At 44.5% G+C, this 21,131-nt stretch carries 27 protein-coding genes; all 27 read left to right on the forward strand.

Features of this window, described 5'->3' with window-relative positions; all coding sequences use genetic code 11:
- Position 1: 1 nt before the first annotated feature.
- Positions 2-784: an S-adenosylmethionine synthetase N-terminal domain-containing protein gene (locus EJE48_RS05880; protein ID WP_124984390.1), complete on the forward strand. Its 783-nt coding sequence runs from the start codon at positions 2-4 to the stop codon at positions 782-784.
- Between the two features lie 11 nt (positions 785-795).
- Positions 796-2,046 (forward strand): site-specific DNA-methyltransferase, encoded by a 1,251-nt coding sequence (locus tag EJE48_RS05885; RefSeq protein WP_124984391.1) that lies wholly within the window; start codon positions 796-798, stop codon positions 2,044-2,046.
- Between the two features lie 118 nt (positions 2,047-2,164).
- Positions 2,165-2,845 (forward strand): virulence, encoded by a 681-nt coding sequence (locus EJE48_RS05890; RefSeq protein ID WP_124984392.1) that lies wholly within the window; start codon positions 2,165-2,167, stop codon positions 2,843-2,845.
- Positions 2,829-3,059: a DUF4314 domain-containing protein gene (locus EJE48_RS05895; RefSeq protein ID WP_124984393.1), complete on the forward strand. Its 231-nt coding sequence runs from the start codon at positions 2,829-2,831 to the stop codon at positions 3,057-3,059. The genes EJE48_RS05890 and EJE48_RS05895 overlap by 17 nt, the downstream gene beginning before the upstream one ends.
- Before the next feature lie 124 nt (positions 3,060-3,183).
- Complete coding sequence (locus EJE48_RS05900) at positions 3,184-3,546, forward strand: DUF7698 family protein (RefSeq protein WP_118578908.1); 363 nt, start codon at positions 3,184-3,186, stop codon at positions 3,544-3,546.
- Between the two features lie 176 nt (positions 3,547-3,722).
- A complete protein-coding gene (locus tag EJE48_RS05905; protein WP_118578910.1) occupies positions 3,723-3,965 on the forward strand; it encodes a DUF7678 domain-containing protein in 243 nt (80 codons plus the stop codon).
- A gap of 102 nt (positions 3,966-4,067) precedes the next feature.
- On the forward strand, positions 4,068-5,675 hold the full coding sequence (locus tag EJE48_RS05910; protein WP_118578912.1) for a terminase large subunit: 1,608 nt from the start codon (positions 4,068-4,070) through the stop codon (positions 5,673-5,675).
- Positions 5,676-5,790: 115 nt separating this feature from the next.
- Positions 5,791-6,837 carry a Fic family protein gene (locus EJE48_RS05915; protein ID WP_118578914.1) on the forward strand — a complete coding sequence of 349 codons (1,047 nt, stop codon included), beginning with the start codon at positions 5,791-5,793 and terminating at the stop codon, positions 6,835-6,837.
- Positions 6,838-6,967: 130 nt separating this feature from the next.
- Complete coding sequence (locus tag EJE48_RS05920; protein WP_118578916.1) at positions 6,968-8,338, forward strand: phage portal protein; 1,371 nt, start codon at positions 6,968-6,970, stop codon at positions 8,336-8,338.
- A complete protein-coding gene (locus EJE48_RS05925; RefSeq protein ID WP_118578918.1) occupies positions 8,223-8,966 on the forward strand; it encodes a head maturation protease, ClpP-related in 744 nt (247 codons plus the stop codon). Before EJE48_RS05920 ends, EJE48_RS05925 begins: the two co-directional genes overlap by 116 nt.
- A 15-nt stretch (positions 8,967-8,981) precedes the next feature.
- Complete coding sequence (locus tag EJE48_RS05930) at positions 8,982-10,172, forward strand: phage major capsid protein (RefSeq protein WP_118578920.1); 1,191 nt, start codon at positions 8,982-8,984, stop codon at positions 10,170-10,172.
- A gap of 130 nt (positions 10,173-10,302) precedes the next feature.
- A complete protein-coding gene (locus EJE48_RS05935; protein ID WP_118578922.1) occupies positions 10,303-10,575 on the forward strand; it encodes a head-tail connector protein in 273 nt (90 codons plus the stop codon).
- Positions 10,575-10,934 (forward strand): phage head closure protein, encoded by a 360-nt coding sequence (locus EJE48_RS05940; protein WP_118578924.1) that lies wholly within the window; start codon positions 10,575-10,577, stop codon positions 10,932-10,934. The genes EJE48_RS05935 and EJE48_RS05940 overlap by 1 nt, the downstream gene beginning before the upstream one ends.
- Positions 10,903-11,325 (forward strand): HK97 gp10 family phage protein, encoded by a 423-nt coding sequence (locus EJE48_RS05945; RefSeq protein WP_118578927.1) that lies wholly within the window; start codon positions 10,903-10,905, stop codon positions 11,323-11,325. The genes EJE48_RS05940 and EJE48_RS05945 overlap by 32 nt, the downstream gene beginning before the upstream one ends.
- A complete protein-coding gene (locus EJE48_RS05950) occupies positions 11,318-11,644 on the forward strand; it encodes a hypothetical protein (RefSeq protein ID WP_118578930.1) in 327 nt (108 codons plus the stop codon). The genes EJE48_RS05945 and EJE48_RS05950 overlap by 8 nt, the downstream gene beginning before the upstream one ends.
- 5 nt (positions 11,645-11,649) lie before the next feature.
- Entirely contained in the window at positions 11,650-12,228 is a 579-nt protein-coding gene (locus EJE48_RS05955; RefSeq protein WP_118578933.1) for a hypothetical protein, read from the forward strand.
- Positions 12,229-12,240: 12 nt separating this feature from the next.
- Positions 12,241-12,543, forward strand: coding sequence for a hypothetical protein (locus EJE48_RS05960; RefSeq protein WP_118578936.1), 303 nt, complete (start codon positions 12,241-12,243; stop codon positions 12,541-12,543).
- Entirely contained in the window at positions 12,543-12,806 is a 264-nt protein-coding gene (locus tag EJE48_RS12260) for a hypothetical protein (RefSeq protein ID WP_118578939.1), read from the forward strand. Before EJE48_RS05960 ends, EJE48_RS12260 begins: the two co-directional genes overlap by 1 nt.
- Positions 12,807-12,869: 63 nt before the next feature.
- On the forward strand, positions 12,870-15,359 hold the full coding sequence (locus EJE48_RS05970; RefSeq protein ID WP_118578942.1) for a phage tail tape measure protein: 2,490 nt from the start codon (positions 12,870-12,872) through the stop codon (positions 15,357-15,359).
- A 4-nt stretch (positions 15,360-15,363) separates the two neighbouring features.
- Positions 15,364-16,209 carry a phage distal tail protein gene (locus tag EJE48_RS05975; RefSeq protein ID WP_118578945.1) on the forward strand — a complete coding sequence of 282 codons (846 nt, stop codon included), beginning with the start codon at positions 15,364-15,366 and terminating at the stop codon, positions 16,207-16,209.
- Between the two features lie 9 nt (positions 16,210-16,218).
- Entirely contained in the window at positions 16,219-17,220 is a 1,002-nt protein-coding gene (locus tag EJE48_RS05980) for a Gp37-like protein (protein WP_118578948.1), read from the forward strand.
- A 9-nt stretch (positions 17,221-17,229) separates the two neighbouring features.
- Entirely contained in the window at positions 17,230-18,183 is a 954-nt protein-coding gene (locus EJE48_RS05985; protein ID WP_118578951.1) for a hypothetical protein, read from the forward strand.
- A gap of 13 nt (positions 18,184-18,196) precedes the next feature.
- Complete coding sequence (locus EJE48_RS05990; protein ID WP_118578954.1) at positions 18,197-19,099, forward strand: hypothetical protein; 903 nt, start codon at positions 18,197-18,199, stop codon at positions 19,097-19,099.
- A gap of 4 nt (positions 19,100-19,103) precedes the next feature.
- Complete coding sequence (locus EJE48_RS05995; protein WP_118578957.1) at positions 19,104-19,484, forward strand: hypothetical protein; 381 nt, start codon at positions 19,104-19,106, stop codon at positions 19,482-19,484.
- Position 19,485: 1 nt separating this feature from the next.
- The gene (locus EJE48_RS12265) at positions 19,486-19,641 is read left to right on the forward strand and encodes a hypothetical protein (protein WP_160117321.1); all 156 of its coding nucleotides are present in this window, start codon (positions 19,486-19,488) and stop codon (positions 19,639-19,641) included.
- 28 nt (positions 19,642-19,669) lie between these two features.
- Positions 19,670-20,083, forward strand: a complete 414-nt coding sequence (locus EJE48_RS06000; protein WP_118578960.1) for a phage holin family protein — start codon at positions 19,670-19,672, stop codon at positions 20,081-20,083.
- A 1-nt stretch (position 20,084) separates the two neighbouring features.
- A complete protein-coding gene (locus EJE48_RS06005) occupies positions 20,085-21,041 on the forward strand; it encodes an N-acetylmuramoyl-L-alanine amidase (RefSeq protein WP_118578963.1) in 957 nt (318 codons plus the stop codon).
- Positions 21,042-21,131: the final 90 nt, after the last annotated feature.

Consider the following 21,131-nt stretch of genomic DNA (forward strand, 5'->3'; position numbering starts at 1 on the left):
TATGATTGAAAAAGTAAATCCAGCGCATCCGGATAAGATTGCAGACAGGATTGCCGGAGCCATTGTCGACCTTGCTTATAAAACAGATGATGCTCCCAAAATCGCTGTCGAGGTTCTCATCGGACATGGCTACGGTCATGTCGTTATCGAAACCTCTGCTCCAATCGATAAGACGGATGTCGCTTTTATCGTAGAGCGTCTTACTCCCGGCATTCGTGTGTTCATTCAGATTGTTCCGCAGGATGTCCACCTTGCTGAGAATCAGGCCAAGGACATCCGCTGCGGTGATAACAGCATCTTCAAAGGCATGCCGCTTACAGAGGAACAGAAGGAAATCTCGAAGATTGCCAGAGAAATCTACAGTGCCTATCCCTTTGATGGAAAGTACATTCTCGATGAAGCAAGACTCATCCTCTGTCAGAGCCACGCAGCTACTTCGGAACTAAAACAGAAATATCCGCATGCTGAGGTCAATCCGCTCGGTGACTGGACCGGCGGCATTGATGTAGACAGCGGTGCTACCAACAGAAAGCTCGGAAGTGATATGGCTGACTCCGTTACTGGCGGTGGCCTTCACGGGAAGGACCTGTCAAAGGCAGATGTCACGCTCAACATCTACGCTTTCCTAAAAGCTCAGGAAACTGGTGAGCCGGTAACCATCTGCTGCGCTATCGGTGATAACACCATTGATGGTCATCCCTACAGTGAGCTGGTGGCTATCGCTGCGGAATATATAAAATCCATCGGCGGATTTGAAAAGTTCGCTGAATGGGGATTGTTCTAAGGAGGGATACCATGCAGATTGAAAAGAAAAACGTCTCGCAGCTTCTTCCTGCGGATTATAATCCTCGTAAGGATTTGAAGCCCGGTGACAAAGAATATGAAAAACTGAAACGCTCCATCGAGCAGTTCGGATATGTGGAGCCGGTCATCTGGAACGCCACCACTTCTCGTGTCGTTGGTGGTCATCAGAGACTGAAGGTTCTCATCGATATGGGTATCACCGAAGTGGAATGCGTCATCGTCGAAATGGATGAAGAGAAAGAAAAAGCTCTGAATGTTGCACTTAACAAAATCAGTGGTGAATGGGATAACGACAAGTTGGCCCTCCTCATTGCTGACCTGCAGGGTACAGACTTCGATGTCTCCCTTACCGGTTTTGAGCCGGAAGAACTGGAGGACCTGTTTAGAGAAGATACGAAGAAAGGTGTTCAGGATGATGACTTCGATGTAGATGCTGAGCTTGCAAAACCTACCTTCTCCAAGGCTGGTGACCTGTGGCTTCTTGGTGACCACCGTCTGGTCTGTGGTGATTCCACAAGGCCTGAGACCTATGAGCTTCTGATGAATGGTAAGCTGGCAAATCTGGTCGTGACGGACCCTCCGTACAATGTCAATTACGAAGGAAGCGCCGGTAAGATTAAGAACGACAATATGGAAAACAGTGCTTTCTATCAGTTCCTACTGGATGCCTACACTCGCATGTACGAGTCAATGGCAGATGACGCTTCTATCTACGTCTTTCATGCAGACACCGAGGGCCTTAACTTCCGCAGAGCATTTGCTGATGCTGGTTTCTACCTTTCTGGCTGCTGCATCTGGAAAAAGCAGTCCCTTGTCCTCGGACGTAGCCCTTACCAGTGGATGCATGAACCTTGCCTCTTCGGGTGGAAGAAATCCGGCAAGCATCAGTGGTATACCGGACGCAAGGAAACGACTATCTGGGAATTTGATAAGCCTAAGAAGAACGGCGACCATCCGACCATGAAGCCTATCCCTCTTCTGGCTTATCCGATTATGAATTCCAGCATGACCAATTCTCTGGTCCTTGACCCATTTGGTGGTTCCGGCAGCACGCTTATCGCCTGTGAACAGACCGGCCGTATCTGCCATACCATCGAGCTGGATGAAAAGTTCTGCGATGTCATCGTCAAGCGCTACATTGAGCAGGTCGGTTCCTCTGCAAAGGTCTCCGTCATCCGTGATTGCTTGACCTATTCCTATGATGAAATCGCACCGAAAGCTGAGGATGCCACTCTTTTGTAAGTAGGTAGAGTACACAATTCAGAAGGCACATATTTGTCGATATTTTTCTCCGATATTGCTTGCTATTATGTGCCTTCAGAGTGATATATGTACTACCAAAACAAAGGAGGATACCTACATGAATATCATCTTAAACGTAACCGAAAGAAAGCCGCTGGCAGCCCTGCTTGGCGAGCACAAGAACACCAAACCGAAATACCTGAGAGCCCCTTCCTATGGCTACCAGATTGGTGACCTTCTTCTGACACGAGAAGGAAACATTGAAAGCCCGGACACAATGACCAAGGAAGAATTCGACGAGCTTCTCACCCTCTTGGATGCAGGCGGCTATCGTCCAGAAGAGACAGACTTCCACCCGGCTGAGGTACAGGAAGCGGCACCTACGGAAGAAACCGGCCTTACCATTACTATTCCGCTAGATAAGGTCAAAGTTGGAAACCTCACCAACCTTCTGGATGCCAAAGGCTCTCTCATCAAGCATGCTCTTCACATTGAGGACCTGCAATTTGAATTGAACGAGGACAGAATTTCCTTCCCTTGGTTCAAAGAACTTCCTGAACCGGATGAAGTCCACGCCTACAGTGCACTGATTGCAGCCCTTTGCAAAATGAGCAAGGAGCAGAAACGAATAAGCGCTACTGAAAAGCCGGTGGACAATGAGCGCTACGCTTTCCGCTGCTTCCTTCTCCGCCTCGGCTTCATTGGTGACGAGTACAAAACAGACCGCAAAATCCTAATGAGATACCTTCCAGGCAACAGCGCATTCAAAGGAGGTGAAGGCCATGCGATTTCCAAGTAAGGAACAGGTGGTCAGACAGCGCCGCCTTTATCCAGCAGGCACCCGTGTAGAGCTGGTCCAGATGGACGACGCACAGGCCCCTCCGGTGGGCACACGTGGCACCGTCATTGGTGTCGACGATACTGGAAGCATCATGGTAGCTTGGGACAATGGCTCAGGACTCAACGTCATTTACGGCGTTGACTGCTGCAAAAAGGTTCCAATCGACGACTAAAATACACAGATTTTCCTACAGATATTTGTGTACTATATGGCTCGAATTGACTTGCTATTATGTGCCTTTAGAGTGATATATAGTACTACCAAAAGGGAAAACACATTTTTAGGAGGAACCTACCATGAAAGAAATCAGAACATTTGAAGAAGCCATCGAGCAGAACGCAAGAAGCCTGAAGGAACTTGGAATCAACGGAACCTTATTCTGGGCTTACAGAACTAGCAAGGAAACCGGAAACGAGCTCATCGACTTCAACGAGGTCATTTGGGATTACGACATCGAAGAAATCGCCCAGACCTTGAGAGCCAACGACATCACCGAATTCACCATCAGCTCCACCTTCTCAAGCCTCATCGAAACCCTCGCAGCCTTCGAAAAACAAGGAATCAGCATGGCAGGCCTTACCACGGTAAAAGCACGCTACACTGATTGGAAGACCGGCGAACACGCCCTCATTCCTGCAATTAAGATGACGGTAAAATAACAACGCCTTCTGCCGAAGGAAGCAGGTCTCAGGACCTGTTTTCCTCGTTATAAATTACACAGTTTTTTCCTCAGATATTTGTGTACTATATGCCCCGAATTAGCTTGCTATTATGTGCTTTTAGAGTGATATATAGTACTACCAAAAGGAAAGAAACACACAAGGAGGACAAACATATGTGGAAAGAAGGAATCATCGGAATCCCAACAAAGAACGGAGAATACAAGAAGGTTAAATACTGGGTCAAGCACTTTGATGAGCCAAGTGAAGACTACGGCATCAATGGCGGTAAGATTTCCAAGCTCAGCCTGAAGATGGACGGCAAGTGGATTGCCAACTACGACAGAGGCTGGGACATCAAACCAACCTGCAAAGAAGCAGAAATGGCGCTTTGCATTCTTCTGAACGAACACAACTAACCACCTGAAAAGAATATCAGGCAGGACGGTCCCGGATGGGGCTGTTTCTCGTTATAGACGTCGCCACCAGGCGGCTATTTTCATTTCTACGAAAGGAGGCGCATACATTTGCGTAAACTTGAAAACTACACACCGACACGCTTCATGGCTGCGGACTCCACCTATAGTAAACAGATGGCGGATTACGCAGTCAATTTTATTGAGTGTCTCTGCCATACCAAAGGCACATGGGCCGGTAAACCCTTTGAGCTCATAGACTGGCAGGAACAGATTATCAGAGATATCTTCGGAACCTTAAAGCCAAATGGCTATCGCCAGTTCAATACTGCCTATGTAGAAATTCCTAAGAAAATGGGAAAGTCCGAGCTTGCTGCTGCCGTCGCCCTGCTCCTTACCTGTGGTGATGGTGAAGAACGAGCTGAGGTTTATGGATGTGCAGCTGACCGCCAGCAGGCAACTATCGTTTTTGACGTAGCTGCTGATGTGGTGCGTATGTGTCCTGCACTGAATAGGCGAATCAAAATCCTCGCTTCCCAGAAGCGTATCGTCTACCAACCGACCAACAGCTTCTATCAGGTACTATCCGCAGAAGCCTACTCCAAACACGGCTTCAACATTCACGGAGTTGTTTTTGATGAGCTGCACACTCAGCCGAATCGAAAACTCTTTGATGTTATGACCAAGGGCTCTGGTGATGCCAGAACGCAGCCACTCTACTTCCTTATTACGACTGCCGGAACAGACACCAACAGCATCTGCTATGAAACTCACCAGAAAGCTAAGGATATCCTAGAAGGCAGAAAGATTGACCCGACCTTCTATCCTGTCATCTACGGTGCCGATGAAACCGATGACTGGACGGACCCAGAGGTCTGGAAGAAAGCAAACCCTTCTCTCGGTATTACAGTCGGTATCGATAAAGTCGAAGCTGCCTGTGAATCTGCCAAGCAGAATCCCGGTGAGGAGAACTCCTTTAGACAGCTCAGGCTCAATCAATGGGTCAAGCAGGCTGTCCGCTGGATGCCAATGGAGAAATGGGATGCTTGCTCCTTCAAGGTTGATGAAGACGCGCTGGAAGGCCGTGTTTGTTACGGTGGTCTGGACCTTTCTTCCACAACGGATATCACTGCTTTTGTTTTGGTGTTTCCTCCACTGGATGAAGATGACAAGTTCTGCATTCTTCCGTATTTTTGGATACCGGAAGATACGCTGGAGCTTCGAGTCCGACGAGACCATGTCCCTTACGACGTCTGGGAACGACAAGGCTTTCTGGAGACCACCGAAGGAAATGTCGTCCATTACGGTTACATTGAGAAATTCATCGAGCGACTTGGAGAACGCTTCAATATTCGAGAAATTGCCTTTGACCGCTGGGGAGCTGTCCAGATGGTACAGAACCTTGAGGGTATGGGCTTTACTGTTGTCCCTTTCGGTCAGGGCTTTAAGGACATGTCTCCTCCGACAAAAGAACTCATGAAACTGACACTGGAACAAAGGCTGGCCCACGGCGGTCATCCAGTACTCCGCTGGATGATGGACAACATTTATATCCGCACTGATCCGGCTGGTAATGTAAAAGCAGACAAAGAAAAATCCACAGAAAAAATCGACGGTGCAGTTGCCACGATTATGGGGCTTGATCGTGCGATCCGCTGTGGAAATAATACCGGTGCTTCTGTCTATGATGACAGAGGAATCTTATTCCTATAACCCCTGCATACTTTACCTTATAATACGCATACTATTAAGGGAAAATTCCCTTAATGTGTTGCTGTTTCCCTTATTTAGTGGTAATATTTAAGGGAAATAATCGGAGGTGAAGGAAATGAGAACTTTTAATTACTCTGAAATCAAGAAGCAAAAGTGGGATTCAGATGTTCTTAGCTTAATTGCAGCAATTTATAAAGAGACCGGTAAACAGGAAATGTACCTGAAACAACGTCCTGAAGAATTAGAAAAACTGGTTGAGATTGCTAAAATACAAAGTACCGAGGCATCAAACGCAATTGAGGGAATTGTTACAACAAGCACTCGTATCAAGCAGATTGTAGAAGAAAAAACAACACCAAAGAACCGTGATGAGCAGGAAATTGCAGGGTATCGCGATGTTCTTAATATTATTCACGAAAGCTTTGATGCAATTCCTATCACACAGAATTATATTTTACAGCTTCACAAAGTATTGTATAGCCACATGAATAATCCTATGGCCGGAAGAACTAAAAGTGTACAAAACTATATTAGTGCCACCTATCCAGATGGCCATGTAGAAACTCTGTTCACTCCACTTGCTCCATACGATACTCCACAGGCTTTAGATAGAATATGTGAGGAATATAATCGTGTCATTGGAAATATGGAAGTTGAACCCCTGATTGCAATTCCAATCTTCATTCATGACTTTCTTTGCATCCATCCGTTCAATGATGGAAATGGACGAATGAGCCGTTTGCTTACAACACTTCTGTTATACAGAAATGGCTTTTATGTTGGCAAGTATATTTCATTGGAAGCTAAGATTGCCAAGAACAAGGACCTGTATTACGACACACTTGGTCAGGCACAGATTGGCTGGCATGAAGGGACAGAGGACTCAGTGCCATTTATCAAGTATTTGCTTGGTACTGTTCTTGCTGCATACAAAGATTTCGAAGAACGTTTTGAACTTGTTGAAACAAAGTTGCCAGCTCTCGAAACAGTCAGACGAGCAACCTTACACAAAATAGGTCGCTTCACAAAGCAGGATATTCGTGAGCTTTGCCCTTCGCTTAGCGTCAGCTCTATAGAGGGCTCACTAAGAAAATTAGTCGCATCTGGTGAACTAAAACGTGAAGGCTCAGGAAAGAACACTTGCTATTTTAGAATGAAATAATACCATTAAGTATTTTATATTTCCCTTAAATATTTCCATTTTTTAAGGGCAAGTCACCGTGATTAAGGTTAAGCATCTGCAAATGCAGGTGCTTTTCTTTTGCTCAAATTTAGGAAGGAGTGTGATTATTATGAGCATTTTAAGCGGACTATTCCGTTCAAGAGACAAGCCCACCAACAGCACTAACGGCAGCGCTTACCGCTTCCTGTTTGGTGGCAGTAATTCCGGTAAAGCGGTGAATGAGCGAAGTGCCATGCAGATGACTGCCGTCTACGCTTGCGTCAGAATTCTTTCCGAGTCTATTGCTGGCCTGCCGATTCATGTTTATCAATACACCGACTCCGGCAGCAAGGAAAAAGCTATCAAGCATCCGCTGTATCGACTGATTCACGATGAGCCAAATCCGGAAATGACCTCCTTTGTCTTCCGAGAGACCTTGATGACACACCTGCTCCTTTACGGAAATGCCTATGCGCAGATTATCCGAAATGGCAAGGGTGAAGTCGTCGCTCTCTATCCGCTGATGGCCAATCGAATGAGCGTAGACCGTGACGATAAAGGTCACCTCTACTACCAATATCAGATGCAGGAATCCGATGCACCTACCATGAAAAATGGAACCGTAATCTTGAAACCGTCGGATGTGCTCCATGTTCCGGGCCTCGGCTTTGATGGTCTGGTCGGTTACTCTCCCATCGCTATGGCGAAGAACGCTATCGGTCTTGCCATTGCTACGGAGGAATATGGTGCTAAGTTCTTTGCAAACGGAGCCACACCGGGAGGCATTCTAGAGTATCCCGGAACAGTAAAAAATCCGGAAGCTGTCAGAGAAAGCTGGACCAAAGGCTTCTCTGGGAACAATTCTCATAAGGTAGCAGTTTTGGAAGAAGGCATGAAATATACGCCTATCTCCATCTCCCCGAATGAAGCACAGTTTTTGGAGACCAGAAAATTTCAGATTGATGAAATAGCTCGAATCTTTAGAGTACCGCCCCACATGGTCGGTGACCTAGAGAAATCAAGCTTTTCTAATATTGAGCAGCAATCTCTCGAATTTGTGAAGTACACCTTGGAACCTTGGATTGTCCGTTGGGAACAGTCCATCAATCGTGCCCTTCTATCCGAATCGGAGAAGGCTGCTTATTTTGTAAAGTTCAATGTCGACGGCCTCTTACGTGGCGATTATCAAAGCCGTATGAACGGTTACGCTACGGCAAGACAGAACGGCTGGATGTCCGCAAATGATATCCGTGAACTTGAAAACCTAGACCTCATCCCACCGGAACTTGGTGGTGACTTATATCTCATCAATGGAAACATGACCAAGCTGGATGATGCAGGAATATTCGCAGCGACCACTGCTGCCGGAAAGGAGGACGAAAACGATGAAGAAGTTCTGGAAGTGGAAGAATCAGACGGTGACCAATCAGGAGACGCAGGAGCAGACACTGGAGAGGACGCTGTTTCTAAACGGCACCATCGCAGAGGAAAGCTGGTTTGACGATGATGTCACACCTAAGCTCTTTCGAGATGAACTGTTTGCCGAAAAGGGAGACATCACCATTTGGATTAACTCTCCGGGAGGCGACTGTGTGGCCGCAGCCCAGATTTACAACATGATGATGGAGTATCCCGGCAATGTCACCGTAAAGATTGATGGTATCGCAGCCTCTGCTGCATCCGTCATCGCTATGGCAGGTACAAAGGTGCTGGTATCTCCGGTATCCATGCTCATGATTCATAACCCGATGACTGCAGCTATGGGCGACTCCACTGAGATGCAGAAGGCTATCGCCATGCTGGATGAAGTCAAGGAATCCATCATCAATGCCTACGAAATCAAAACTGGTATGAGTCGTGCCAAGCTCTCCCATCTCATGGATGCAGAGACTTGGATGGATGCACATACGGCCATTGATATGGGCTTTGCGGATGAAATCCTGACAAGACCAGCGGAAACACCGGTAGAAAATAACGCTGCTGGTCCGATGCTCTTTTCTCGTGCGGCAGTGACCAACTCTCTTATGGATAAGCTGGCTGCCAAGTGCCGCATCAAGAAACCTGAAACACCGGAACGCTCCGTAGATACACTCATGGAGCGTCTTGACCTAATCAAACAACACATTTAATGGAGGTATTCGATTATGACTATTTTAGAACTGCGTGAAAAGCGCAACACTGCATGGAATGCTGCAAAGGCATTTCTTGATTCTCACCGTACCGAGAAAGGTACTCTTACTGCCGAGGACGATGCGACCTACTCCAGAATGGAACAGGAAATCGCTGACCTTGGCAAGGAAATCACTCGTCTGGAAAGACAGGAAGCATTGGAGGCAGAGCTTAACAAGCCGGTAAACAAGCCTCTCACTTCTAAGCCTGTTACTGCTGCTGAAAAGCCTGCAAAGACTGGTCGTGCTTCTGATGCATACAAGGATGCGATGCTTTCTGCAATGCGTTCTAATTTCCGTAATGTAAGCAATGTACTTCAGGAAGGTGTAGATGCCGATGGTGGCTACCTTGTTCCGGAAGAGTATGACCGCAGACTTATCGATGTGCTTGATGGTGAGAACATCATGCGCAGCCTTGCTACAAAGATTACTACTGCAGGTCAGCACAAAATCAACATCGCAGCTACCAAGCCTGCAACAGCATGGATTGAGGAAGGTGGAGCATTATCTTTTGGTGATGCAACATTTGACCAGATCTATCTTGATGCCTACAAGCTTCATGTAGCAATCAAGGTTACTGAAGAATTGCTTTATGACAATGCCTTCGGTCTTGAAAACTACATCATCACTCAGTTCGGTAAGGCTTTAGCAAATGCCGAAGAGGATGCCTTCCTTAACGGAGATGGTAAGGGCAAGCCGACTGGCATTTTTGCTAAGACCGGTGGCGGTCAGATTGCTGGAACACTTACAGCCGCAATCAAGTCTGATGACCTTATCGACCTTGTATATGGACTCAAGAGACCTTATCGTAAAAAAGCTTCTTTCATCATGAATGATGCAACACTTGCTTCTCTTAGAAAGCTTAAGGATAACAACGGAGCATATATCTGGCAGCCTTCATACAAGGAAGGAGAACCTGACAGAGTTCTTGGCTATGCTGTTCACACTTCTGCTTTCGCACCTACAAATGCGATTGCATTCGGTGATTATAGCTACTACAACATTGGTGATCGTGGTTCTCGTTCTTTTGCAGAACTGCGTGAACTTTTCGCTGGTAACGGCATGGTCGGTTATGTAGCCAAGGAAAGAGTTGATGGTAAGCTTATCCTTCCTGAAGCAGTAAAAATCTTAAAGCTTAAGGAAGAAACTGCAAGTGCTAAGGGTTAAGAATAATTAAGTGTGACACCCTATGACGGCTATCTACTATCCTTTTCTATAGGGATAAAAAATAAAGCCTATATATAGATATAGGGAATGCCAGTCATAAGGTGTCACAGATTATTAGGTGGTGATAGAAATGATTGTAAATCTTGATGAGATGAAGGGTTACCTTCGTGTGGACTTTGATGATGATGATGCACTTATCGAGAACTTCATCACAACCGGGCAGAATCTCTGTGCAGATATAGCCAGATTATCTGTGGATGAACTTGGTGCGATTCCATCTTCTAAGATAGCCGTCATGTATGCCGTTGCGTATCTGTATGAACACAGAGAAAATGCCAACTACAAGGAACTGACACTTTCTCTGCGTTCCCTGCTTTTCGGCATCAGAAAGGAAGGATTCTGATGGATATTTCAAAGCTAAATCAGCGGATTTTAATTCAAAAAGGAAATACACAAACAGACGATGTGGGAAATGTACTTCGGCAGTGGCAGGATTTTTATTCCTGCTTTGCGTCTATTAAGACTACAGGCGGAAAGGAACGACAGAAAGGTGATACGGAGGAACAGCAGACAGTATCTTTTACTGTACGTTTTTGCAAAAAGCTTTCAGAACTTTCCGCTGTGGATTACCGTATTATGTTCCGAGGAAAAAACTACAACATAGTGCAAGTTGACTTTGCGGACTATGACAGCAAAACGGTAAAAATAAAAGCGGAATCGGAGGACTCTTATGACAGTAACGGTACAGGAAATGACAAATGAAATCCTAAACTGCATAAAGCAATACACCGAGGAGGCATCAGAGAAAATAGCCGAGGTCTGCAAGGAAGAAAGTGAAACACTGAAAGAAAATCTGAAAAAAGACAGTCCAAAAGGCAAGCGAATGGGAAATAAAAAATACTCTCGTGGCTGGAAAATAAAGAAAACATCTCGCAGTGGCTATGTGCAGTACGAGGTTTATAACACACAGGGTTATCTGACACATCTTCTGGAAAAAGGGCATCAAAATTTTGTCGGCACAACAAAAGGCAGACAAAAACAGGTGCATACCAAAGGCGGAAGAACGCCTGCTTATCCCCATATCAAGCCGAATGAGGAAAAAGCAAAGGAAAACGTGGAACGGCGAATTAGGGAGGTTCTGCAAAATGGATGAAAAAGAAATGAAAGCATTTTTGGATAAAACAGGACTTCCCATTGCCTACAGCCATTTTCCCGATAACCAAAAACCGCCTTTTCTCTGTTTTCTCAGCAATAAAAAAGCGGAAGGCTGTGACAACAAAAACAACCTGTACCGCTATGATTACAGCATAGAACTTTATACGGAAAAGAAGGATATAACTTCAGAAGAAAAACTGGAAGGCTTGCTAAATTCAGCAGGCATCTCTTTTTCCTCGGAAACTATATGGATTGATGATGCAGACTTGTTTGTAACCTACTATACCATCAGCATTTATAAAAAGATTGGAGCGTGAAAAATATGAAAATACCCGAAACAGCACAAAAACAGACGGAGGACATTGCCATTGGCTCCGGATATATGTATATCAAGGAGTACGAAAAAGGCAGTGCCATTCCAAAAATATCGGAGATTGCCATTGAAGAAAACCGAAAAGGCTATCTTTCCGGCGGTGCATCTATTTATTATACGCCTACCATTGATACCTATAAGGACGATATGGAAGAAATCACAAGAAAGATTTTATCCGGTGAGGACATTGGTATCAAAGGCAGTATCGGTACATTTATGCCGGATACCTTCGGTATCATGGCGCCCAACTCTGAAATTTCCACAGACAGTACCGACAGCAGCTCTAATATTTATATTGGCGGCATTAAAAACTTTAAGGATAAATACTACGCAGTTGTATTTGCTGCTGCAGATGAAAGTATGTCTGCCATGATTATCGGTCAGTTGGAAGGCGGCTTTACTCTTGAGAGAAAGAAGGACAGCATGACTGTCTGTGACCTTGATTTTAAGGCAACGGAAAAGCTTGACAGTAAAGGTCATAAGCTTTTAATCAACTGGGGTGTCGGTGCAGAAGTAACAGCGGAGTAAAGGAGAATTGCTATGTATGATTTTACAAAACCAAAGCAGAAAACACTGCCTGTAAAGCTGAAAAACGGAAAGGTGATTGTTCTCCTTCCGCCAAACGGATATGTGTTGGAGGCTATTTCCGAAATGCAGTCGGCTGATGAAGCAGAGGCAGTTAAAAACATCTATTCTGTATTTCAGCAGCTTTTAAACCAAAATAAAAGCGGCTTTAAAATAAGCCGAAATGATATTTTAAGCTATGATGTGGAGGAAATTCAAGACTTTATTGCTAATGAATATATGGACTTTGTGCTTTCCATTCAAAAAGACCCAAACTAATGCTGCCCTATTATCCCATAGAGGATAATGGGGCATTTCACTGGGAGATTTACAGCTACAGCAACAAAATGATAGCAGATTACTGCAATATTCCAATTACTAAAGTGAAAGCACTCCCGCTTGATGAATGGCTGATATACCGTAGAGATTCCTTTATATTCAACTGTGAGCAAAGCGAAAAAGGACGAAGGTATTTGAAAAACGCTTATCTGATGACACAGACCAAGCCGGATATAAAAAGATTGAAGGAAGTATTTGGATAAAACTTTGTTTTTCAGCACTTGTTGCCGCAGGTGCTTTTTTCATACCATAAAGGAGGTGAACGCATGGCCAATGACATAAAAGGAATTATTGTAAGAATCGGTGCAGATACAACGGATTTAAGCAAGGCCATGAGCAGTGCCAACCGTTCCATCAGCACAACACAGAAACAGCTGAATGAGGTGCAGAAAGCATTAAAGCTTGACCCGTCCAATACGGACCTATTGGCACAAAAATACAGACTGCTTACTGAAAAGGCAGACGAAACAAGAAAAAAACTCCAGACATTAAAGGACGCACAGGAACAGGTTGAGGAGCAGTACCGAAACGGTGAAATCGACCAAGGAAAGTATGATGCCTTCCGCAGAGAACTGATTTCAACGGAAAATCAGCTGAAGAAACTTGAAAAAGAAGCAGCAAAATCCAATGCCGCTATCAATTCATTTGGCGAGAAAATGAAGGACATAGGCGGAAAGCTGACAGCCGCAGGCAAAACAATTATGCCCCTTTCCGCCGCTGTTGTGGGAATCGGCACTGCGGCGGCTGTATCGGCTGTGGATTTCGAGGATGCCATGGCAAAGGTCAGCACCATTGCCGACACTACGGAAGTTCCCCTTGATGAACTGCGTTCACAGATACTTTCTCTATCTTCTCAGACAGGCATTTCTGCCAGTGAAATCGCAGACAATGTATACAATGCCATTTCTGCCGGACAGAAAACAGGAGATGCGGTTAATTTCGTAACCAATTCCACCAAGCTTGCAAAGGCAGGCTTTGCCGATGCAGGTGCGGCTTTGGATGTACTGACAACCATTTTGAATGCTTACGGTATGGAGGCATCAGAGGTTACCAATGTTTCCGATATGCTGATACAGACACAGAACCTCGGCAAAACCACCGTTGCAGAGCTATCCTCCTCAATGGGTAAGGTAATTCCTACTGCCAATGCCTGCAATGTTCAGTTAGACCAGCTTTGTGCGGGCTATGCCAAAATGACGGCAAATGGTGTTGCCACAGCGGAAAGTACCACCTACATGAACTCTATGCTGAATGAACTTGGGAAAAGCGGTACAACCGTATCCGATATTTTGAAAGAGAGAACAGGCAAAAGCTTTGCAGAACTGATGGAAAATGGAGAAAGTCTTGCAGATGTGCTTTCCGTTTTGAAGGAATCCGCAGATGAACAGAACCTTTCCTTCGGTGATTTATGGAGCAGTGCCGAGGCAGGCAAGGCAGGCTTAATTCTTTTAGGTGAAAGTGCTGATGATTTTAATACTACCCTTACACAGATGCGAGAGAGTTCGGGTGCAACGGACAGCGCCTTTGAAAAACTGCAAACCAACAGTTTTAAAATCAACAAAGCAGTCAATGCGGTGAAAAATACATTTATTGTTTTAGGCGGTGTGATTTTGGATACCTTTTCCCCTGCCATAGAAGCAGTCACTGGCGGTATACAAAAGCTGTGTAACTGGATTTCTTCTTTACCTATGGGAATACAGACAATAATTGTGGTTATCGGTACACTTATAGCCTCCGCAGGGCCTTTGCTTGTTGTTCTGGGTACGCTGATGACAAGCATTGGTTCTCTTGCACCAATGTTCAGTACGGCGGTGACGGCTGTTTCTGCCTTCTCCGCAGGTCTTGCTTTGCCCATTGCCCCAATCGCCGCCATAGCCGCCGCAGTAACGGCTTTGATACTGATTATTGCCGATTTATATAAAAACAACGAGGATTTTCGCAACAACATTCAAATCATCTGGAACAGCATAAAGGAAATTTTAAGTACCGTATTAACGGAGATACAGACGAATTTCTCCTTTGTATGGGACGCCGTGAAGGTCATTGTGGAAACAGCACTGAACTTAATTGTTGTAGCAACACAGTTCTTTGCGGATGTTCTCAGCGGAAACTGGAAAAACATCAGCAGTGATATTACAAATATCGTTACTGTTCTGAAAAATGGAATTTTAAGTCTGTTTACCGTTTTAAAGGACGGTATCCTGAATCTCATCACAAATGTTCTTTATCCTAAGCTTGTTTCTGTCTGGAACACCATTAAAACAGCGGTTTTGCAGAAGGTAACGGAAATCAAAACAAATGCCGTAAACAAGTTCAATGAACTGGTAACCTCTCTCGTAAACATGGGTTCTTCCTTTTACAATGCAGGCGTTAATGCTTTCAGCAGTCTTTGGAACGGCATGAAGGAAATCTGGAGAAGTCTGAGGGACTGGGTGACGGATACCATCAACTGGCTGAAGGATAAGCTTGCTTTCTGGCGGTCGGCAAATGATGAAATGAATGACGGTGCAGACGGCTCTCATGCAGGCGGTCTGGACTATGTTCCCTTTGACGGCTACAAAGCGATACTTCATAAGGGCGAACGAGTACTGACGGCACAGGAAAACAAGACCTATAAGAATAATACTACAAATAAAAGCGGAGATACCAATGTTTCCGTAACGCAGAATTTTTACAATTCCTCGGAAAACACCGCACGGAAGGAACAGAAGGAACTGCAAAGAACCTTCAGAAAGCTTGGCTTTACGGGAGTGTGATGAAATGAAAGCCACCGAAACCTTAATCTATACCAATACGGCAACAAACCAAAGCATAAGCATCTCATTTTTATCAAATCTGATACCGACAGCATTTGAGGAGGATGTGGATGCTTCTTTTTATACTGACAAAAACAGCGGACAGGACGGAGAAACTCTGCAAAACCTTGACCTTGAACCGAGAGAAATCACCATAAAGGCGGTGTTTCAGGCTGACAGCAACTACCGCCTTTTTGAAAAGCATATCAAAAGTGTATTCAATCCCAAAACGGAAGGCTTATTGAAATATTCTGACGGAGAATATACAAAGTCTATTTCCTGTTATCCGAAAAGCATACCTACATTTTCATATACAAACGGCAAAGGCAGTCTGGAAACGGAACTGATCTGCTACGGCACTTATTGGAAGGAGCAGACGGTTACCGACAACCTTGCCAGTATGAAACCGTCTTTTGTTTTTCCTCAGCACTTTACACCATACACACTTTTTGGTGTAAAGGCGGCACAGCTTGTGACGAAAATCAATAACACAGGTGATGCCGACAGCGGTTGGACGGTACGGTTTGTATCCTCCTTCGGTTCTGTAAAAAATCCGTATATCATCAACCGAAAAACAGGAGAAGGTGTGTATTTTACAGAGGAAATGACTAAGGGTGATGAGCTGCTTATTGATTTTACAAAACAACAGCCTGTTATCTATAAAAACGGCAAAAAGGATTTTTCTGTTTTAAACGCACTCAAAAGTAGTTTTTTCAAGTTCTTTGTAGGAGAAAATGAGATTGAATACGGTGCGGAGGAAAATGTAACCAATCTGGAAGTTTATTTTAACTACAATCCGTTGGTACTGTAAGGAGGATTTATGAGAGTTGACATTTATTCTGATTTTACGCTGAAGGACATACTCCAGTCCTACAGCAGTATCCAGTTTTCGGAATGTATCCGAGATGTGGGAGATATTCAGTTATCTTTTACAGATAACGAGGTTTATAAAAACATAAAGGTTACGGAGGATGTTCTTGTAGTTGGAAATAACGCTTACTTGGCAGAAAACAAGCATAAAACCGACAGCAAGGATTTAAGGAAATACGAAATCACAGGCAGACATATTACTTCTGTACTTTCTTGGCGGTGCGTCAAAGGCTTTGAAGTGCCAGTGGGTGAAACCTATGAGGACGCCTGTATCCGACTTGTGCAGGAAAATTTTATTTCTCCACCAGACAAGAAACGCACAATCCCAAATTTCACATTTAAAAGACTTGGACTGTCTCAAAAAAACACAGTAAAACGCATCTATGAGGCAAATGACTGCTTGAGTATTTTGAAATTCATCAGCAAGCTCGGCGGTTTCGGTTTCTGGCTTGAGTATGACATTCAAGAAAAAAAGCTTGTGTTTTGCTGTGTCCCTGTTTCCGACAGGAGCAGTACAGTGATTTTCGGGGATAAGTTCAACAACATTTCCGAAACAGATATTTATGAGGAAACCTCAGACTATAAAAATGTGGCATATCTTTATACCGAGCCAACGGAAACGGAGGAAGAAAGCTACACAGCTTACGGTGAAACAGATGCAGAAGGACTGCTTCGCAGAGAGTACGTGGAGAAAGGCAGTTTCGTTGAAGATTTACTGGAAGGACTGAAGGAGAAATCCAAAACAACAGGTGCGGAATTTGTAATTTTAAATTCCGAACAGTATCAGTATAACAAGGACTATTTTCTTGGGGATACGGTGCTTTTAACGGATACGGACAGCAGTCTTTCCTTGGCAAAGCCTATTGAGAAGGTGACGCATTTTTATGAAAAGACTTATGAAATGGAGATTACCTACGGTGATACTATTCCCACGATTTTTACAAAGAAATGAGGTGTTTTGATGAGTATAACCTATTTTCCTTTTGATGCCGTGGTGGACAGTGACGGAAACTATGACAGAACATACACCAGTGAGCAGTTTGCTCTGTATTTCAGCAAGCTGTTCTCAAATGGCGTTTATGGTGCGGACTCCACAGGCCTGCAAGTAACAGCCTTAAACGGAAATATGTATATCACCGTTGCGGCAGGTGCATTTTTCATTAACGGCAGATTTTATGCCAATGATGAGGACGAAAACATTCTGATTACGGCAGGAGATGTTCACTATGGCAGATATGACCGAGTGGTGGCAAGAGCGGACTTTGTAAACAGAATGTGCGGTGTTTATGTTTTGGAAGGAACGCCTTCCGCCAATCCGACCGAACCAAACCTCACACAGACCGCTGACCGTTTTGAAATTCCTCTTGCCACAATCTATGTTGCGTCCGGTGCCACAAGCCTTACTCAGTACAACATCACAGATGAAAGAATCGGTGTGTACTGTACCTTAACAGGCTTTACGGCAAGCGACTATTTCACTGCATACAGTAAAGCCTATCAGCAGTTCAGCGATGAAGTGCAGGAAAAAATGAATACCCAGTTTTCCGCACAGGAGAATAAAACAAATGCACAGCTTGCCAATCAGCAGGTGGAGTTTTCTCATCTGCAAAGTGCTGTCAATGAATGGTATCAAGGCGTTTTGAATGATATTTCGCAATTACAGACTTTTGACTTTGACAACATTGCCTCTCGTATTGGGGCAACGGTGACATCAAACATTACGGATACGGTAATTACGGAAACCATGGTGCTGAATAAAGTGAAAATTGCAGAACGAATCACTAATATCGGAGATACGGTTATCCGCTGTGTCACAAAGGCATGGGATTCTGACGGCAGTCATGTACTTTTAAACAGCACAACGGAAACAACCATTACAGATGATGTGATTACAAGCGTTGTCAGCCAAAACTGAAAGGAGGAAAAACATGGATACAGCAGTATTTGCAACATTAAAAAAGCTGATTGGAAAGAAAACTGATTCCACGGATGAAACAGTAAACGGAAAGCTAAATACAGTCATCAATAATACTTCTGCAAGCACTTCGGCAAATGCAAGCGGTACAATAAGCCAGAAACTAAGCTATCTCATCGGTACTTTAATTGGCTCATCTAACGCTACAGGCGGAAGTGCCACGGCAGGAACGGTTATGAGTAAGCTGAATGCACTGCTTTCCTCTTGGACAGCGGCAAGAGCAGGATACCTTGACAACATCCGTTCCTACACCATTACCAACAACAGTGCAAGCAGTACAGGTGTGTTGAGCCAAAAGCTGAGTTATCTCATTTCCCAACGGCAGGCAAGCCAAACAGGTACGGGGACAACTATATTCACCACATCTATTACGTCACCCACTTATTCCGACAGATATATCTGCATTGCAAAGTTTGTAGCACCTGTTAGTGGTATTTATAAAGTAACCGTAACAGCCAATGCACAAGGTTATTCCTCAAATATAGATGTTAAAAAAATTATTACTGCCACAGCATCTTATTGTTACAATGCAACCAATACCAACTACAGCTATGTCGGAGGCAGAACCATTGACCAGAATGCATCTTATGATGCCTCTTCTGTGAACAGTGTCAGTTATGTAAGCAAAACAGATTCTTCCTCCTTGGCTTGGAGTGATTATATTTCGGACCGAGGAAGTACTTTGTTTTCTCTTATGCCAAGCATCGGAACAATTCAAACGAGTACATCTGCGGCAGTAAGCAAAACCTTCAGTATGTATTGCACAGCCGGAGAACAGGTACAGCTTGTGGAGTATTGCTCCGGTTCAAGAAGCTATTATATTCATTCCGTAAATGTAACGTATCAAGGAAGGTGATTTGATGTTTGAAATAAGAAATGAAACAGAAATCTGGTATAAAACGAAGGAAATGCCGGACTGGGTTCATTATGGTTCTCTTTTGGTAATGGAACCTGTTGAAAAAGAGAAATTTGCGGTGAAACGATTTGATGTGGAAACAGGAGAATATGTACTCTCTACGGATTGTAAAACCTGTTTTTATAACGGCGTGGAGTATTCTGTATCAGACGGATATTTTACCGTTCCCGCAAAAAAGGAAGAATTGCCTGTTTATCAGCCGAATGATGCCGAACTTGCCATTATGGAAATGCAGGCGGATATATATGAACAGCAGGAACAGAATAATCTGATGTTGATGGAGTCCTTGGCAGACTTTTATGAAACATTGATGGGAGGAGATTAAAATGACAGAGATGTATTTTCAGCTTGTAATTAACCAAAGAAGAACCTGTGATGAGAAAAATAAAACCGTGAAGTCTGTGCCGAAAACACAGCTTTCGGCTGTAAAGGACTTGCTCAAAGAACGCGGATATGACTTGAACGGATATAAGGCGGAATAACCGCCTTTTTTAGTTGGGAGGAATGAAAATGAAGGATTTTTGGAATGTAATTCAGCTTGTGATTTCGGCACTGGGCGGATGGCTCGGATATTTTTTAGGCGGCTGTGACGGACTGCTTTATGCACTGATTGCCTTTGCTGCAATGGACTATGTGACAGGCGTTATGTGTGCCGTTAATGATCATACGCTTTCCAGTGAGGTCGGTTTTCGTGGCATCTGCCGCAAAGTGCTGATTTTTATGTTGGTGGGCATTGCAAATATACTGGATGCAGACATCATTGGGACAGGCAGTGCCTTGAGGACAGCGGTGATTTTTTTCTATATTTCCAATGAAGGCGTCAGCCTTTTGGAAAATGCCGCACATCTGGGACTGCCTGTGCCGGAGAAAATAAAGATGGTGTTGGAACAACTCCATGACAGAGCGAAAAAGGAGGAGAAGTAAAATGGCTTACACCAATAGTTCTCTGGTATCCTATACCAAACTTAGTCCGAACCATTCAGGACATAGAACACATTCCATCGACAGAATTACACCCCACTGCGTAGTGGGTCAGTGTTCTATGGAAACTTTAGGAAATATCTTTACACCGACTTCCAGACAAGCAAGCTGCAACTATGGCATCGGACCCGATGGAAGAGTCGGAATGTATGTTGAGGAGAAGAACCGCAGTTGGTGTTCGTCCTCCAATGCAAATGACCAAAGGGCCGTCACAATTGAGTGTGCATCCGATACGAAACATCCATATACTATGAACAGCACTGTGTATGCAATTCTTATTAAGCTTTGCGTAGATATCTGTAAACGTAATGGCAAGAAGAAACTTATCTGGCTTGGGGATAAAAATAAGACTCTGAATTACTCACCAAAATCTGATGAGATGGTACTTACAGTTCACAGATGGTTTGCCAATAAGTCCTGTCCGGGTGACTGGCTCTATGCCAGACTTGGAGATTTGGCTGCGAAGGTTACCGCAGAGCTTTCTGGAACTACTTCTGGTAGCGGCAGCACTGCTCCTACCACTCAGATGTACCGTGTACGCAAGTCTTGGTCTGATGCCAAGAGTCAGATTGGAGCTTATAAGGTACTGGACAATGCCAAGAAAAAGGCAGACGAGAATTCTGGCTACAAGGTTTTTGATGCCTCTGGAAATGTTGTCTACCCTGCAGCATCCACACCGGCGCTCACTCCTTCCAAGGATACTTCCTATAAGGTTCAGGTCAGCATCGCCAATCTGAATATCCGTAAGGGGCCGGGTACCAACTACGACAGAACCGGTCAGTTCACTGGCAAGGGCATCTTTACCATTGTTCAGGAGTCCAAGGGAGCAGGCGCTACCCTCTGGGGCAAGCTCAAATCCGGATCCGGATGGATTTCTCTTGATTTTGCAAAGAAGTTATAAGACACACCTTTTCACAGGGTCTGTGGGAATTATCTCCTACAGTCCCTCTTTTTTCATATTTTTTCGTCAAAACAGGCCTCTCTTCTCCAG

This window comes from Anaerotignum faecicola (genome assembly GCF_003865035.1).
In the GTDB taxonomy this organism is placed as follows: domain Bacteria; phylum Bacillota; class Clostridia; order Lachnospirales; family Anaerotignaceae; genus Anaerotignum_A; species Anaerotignum_A faecicola.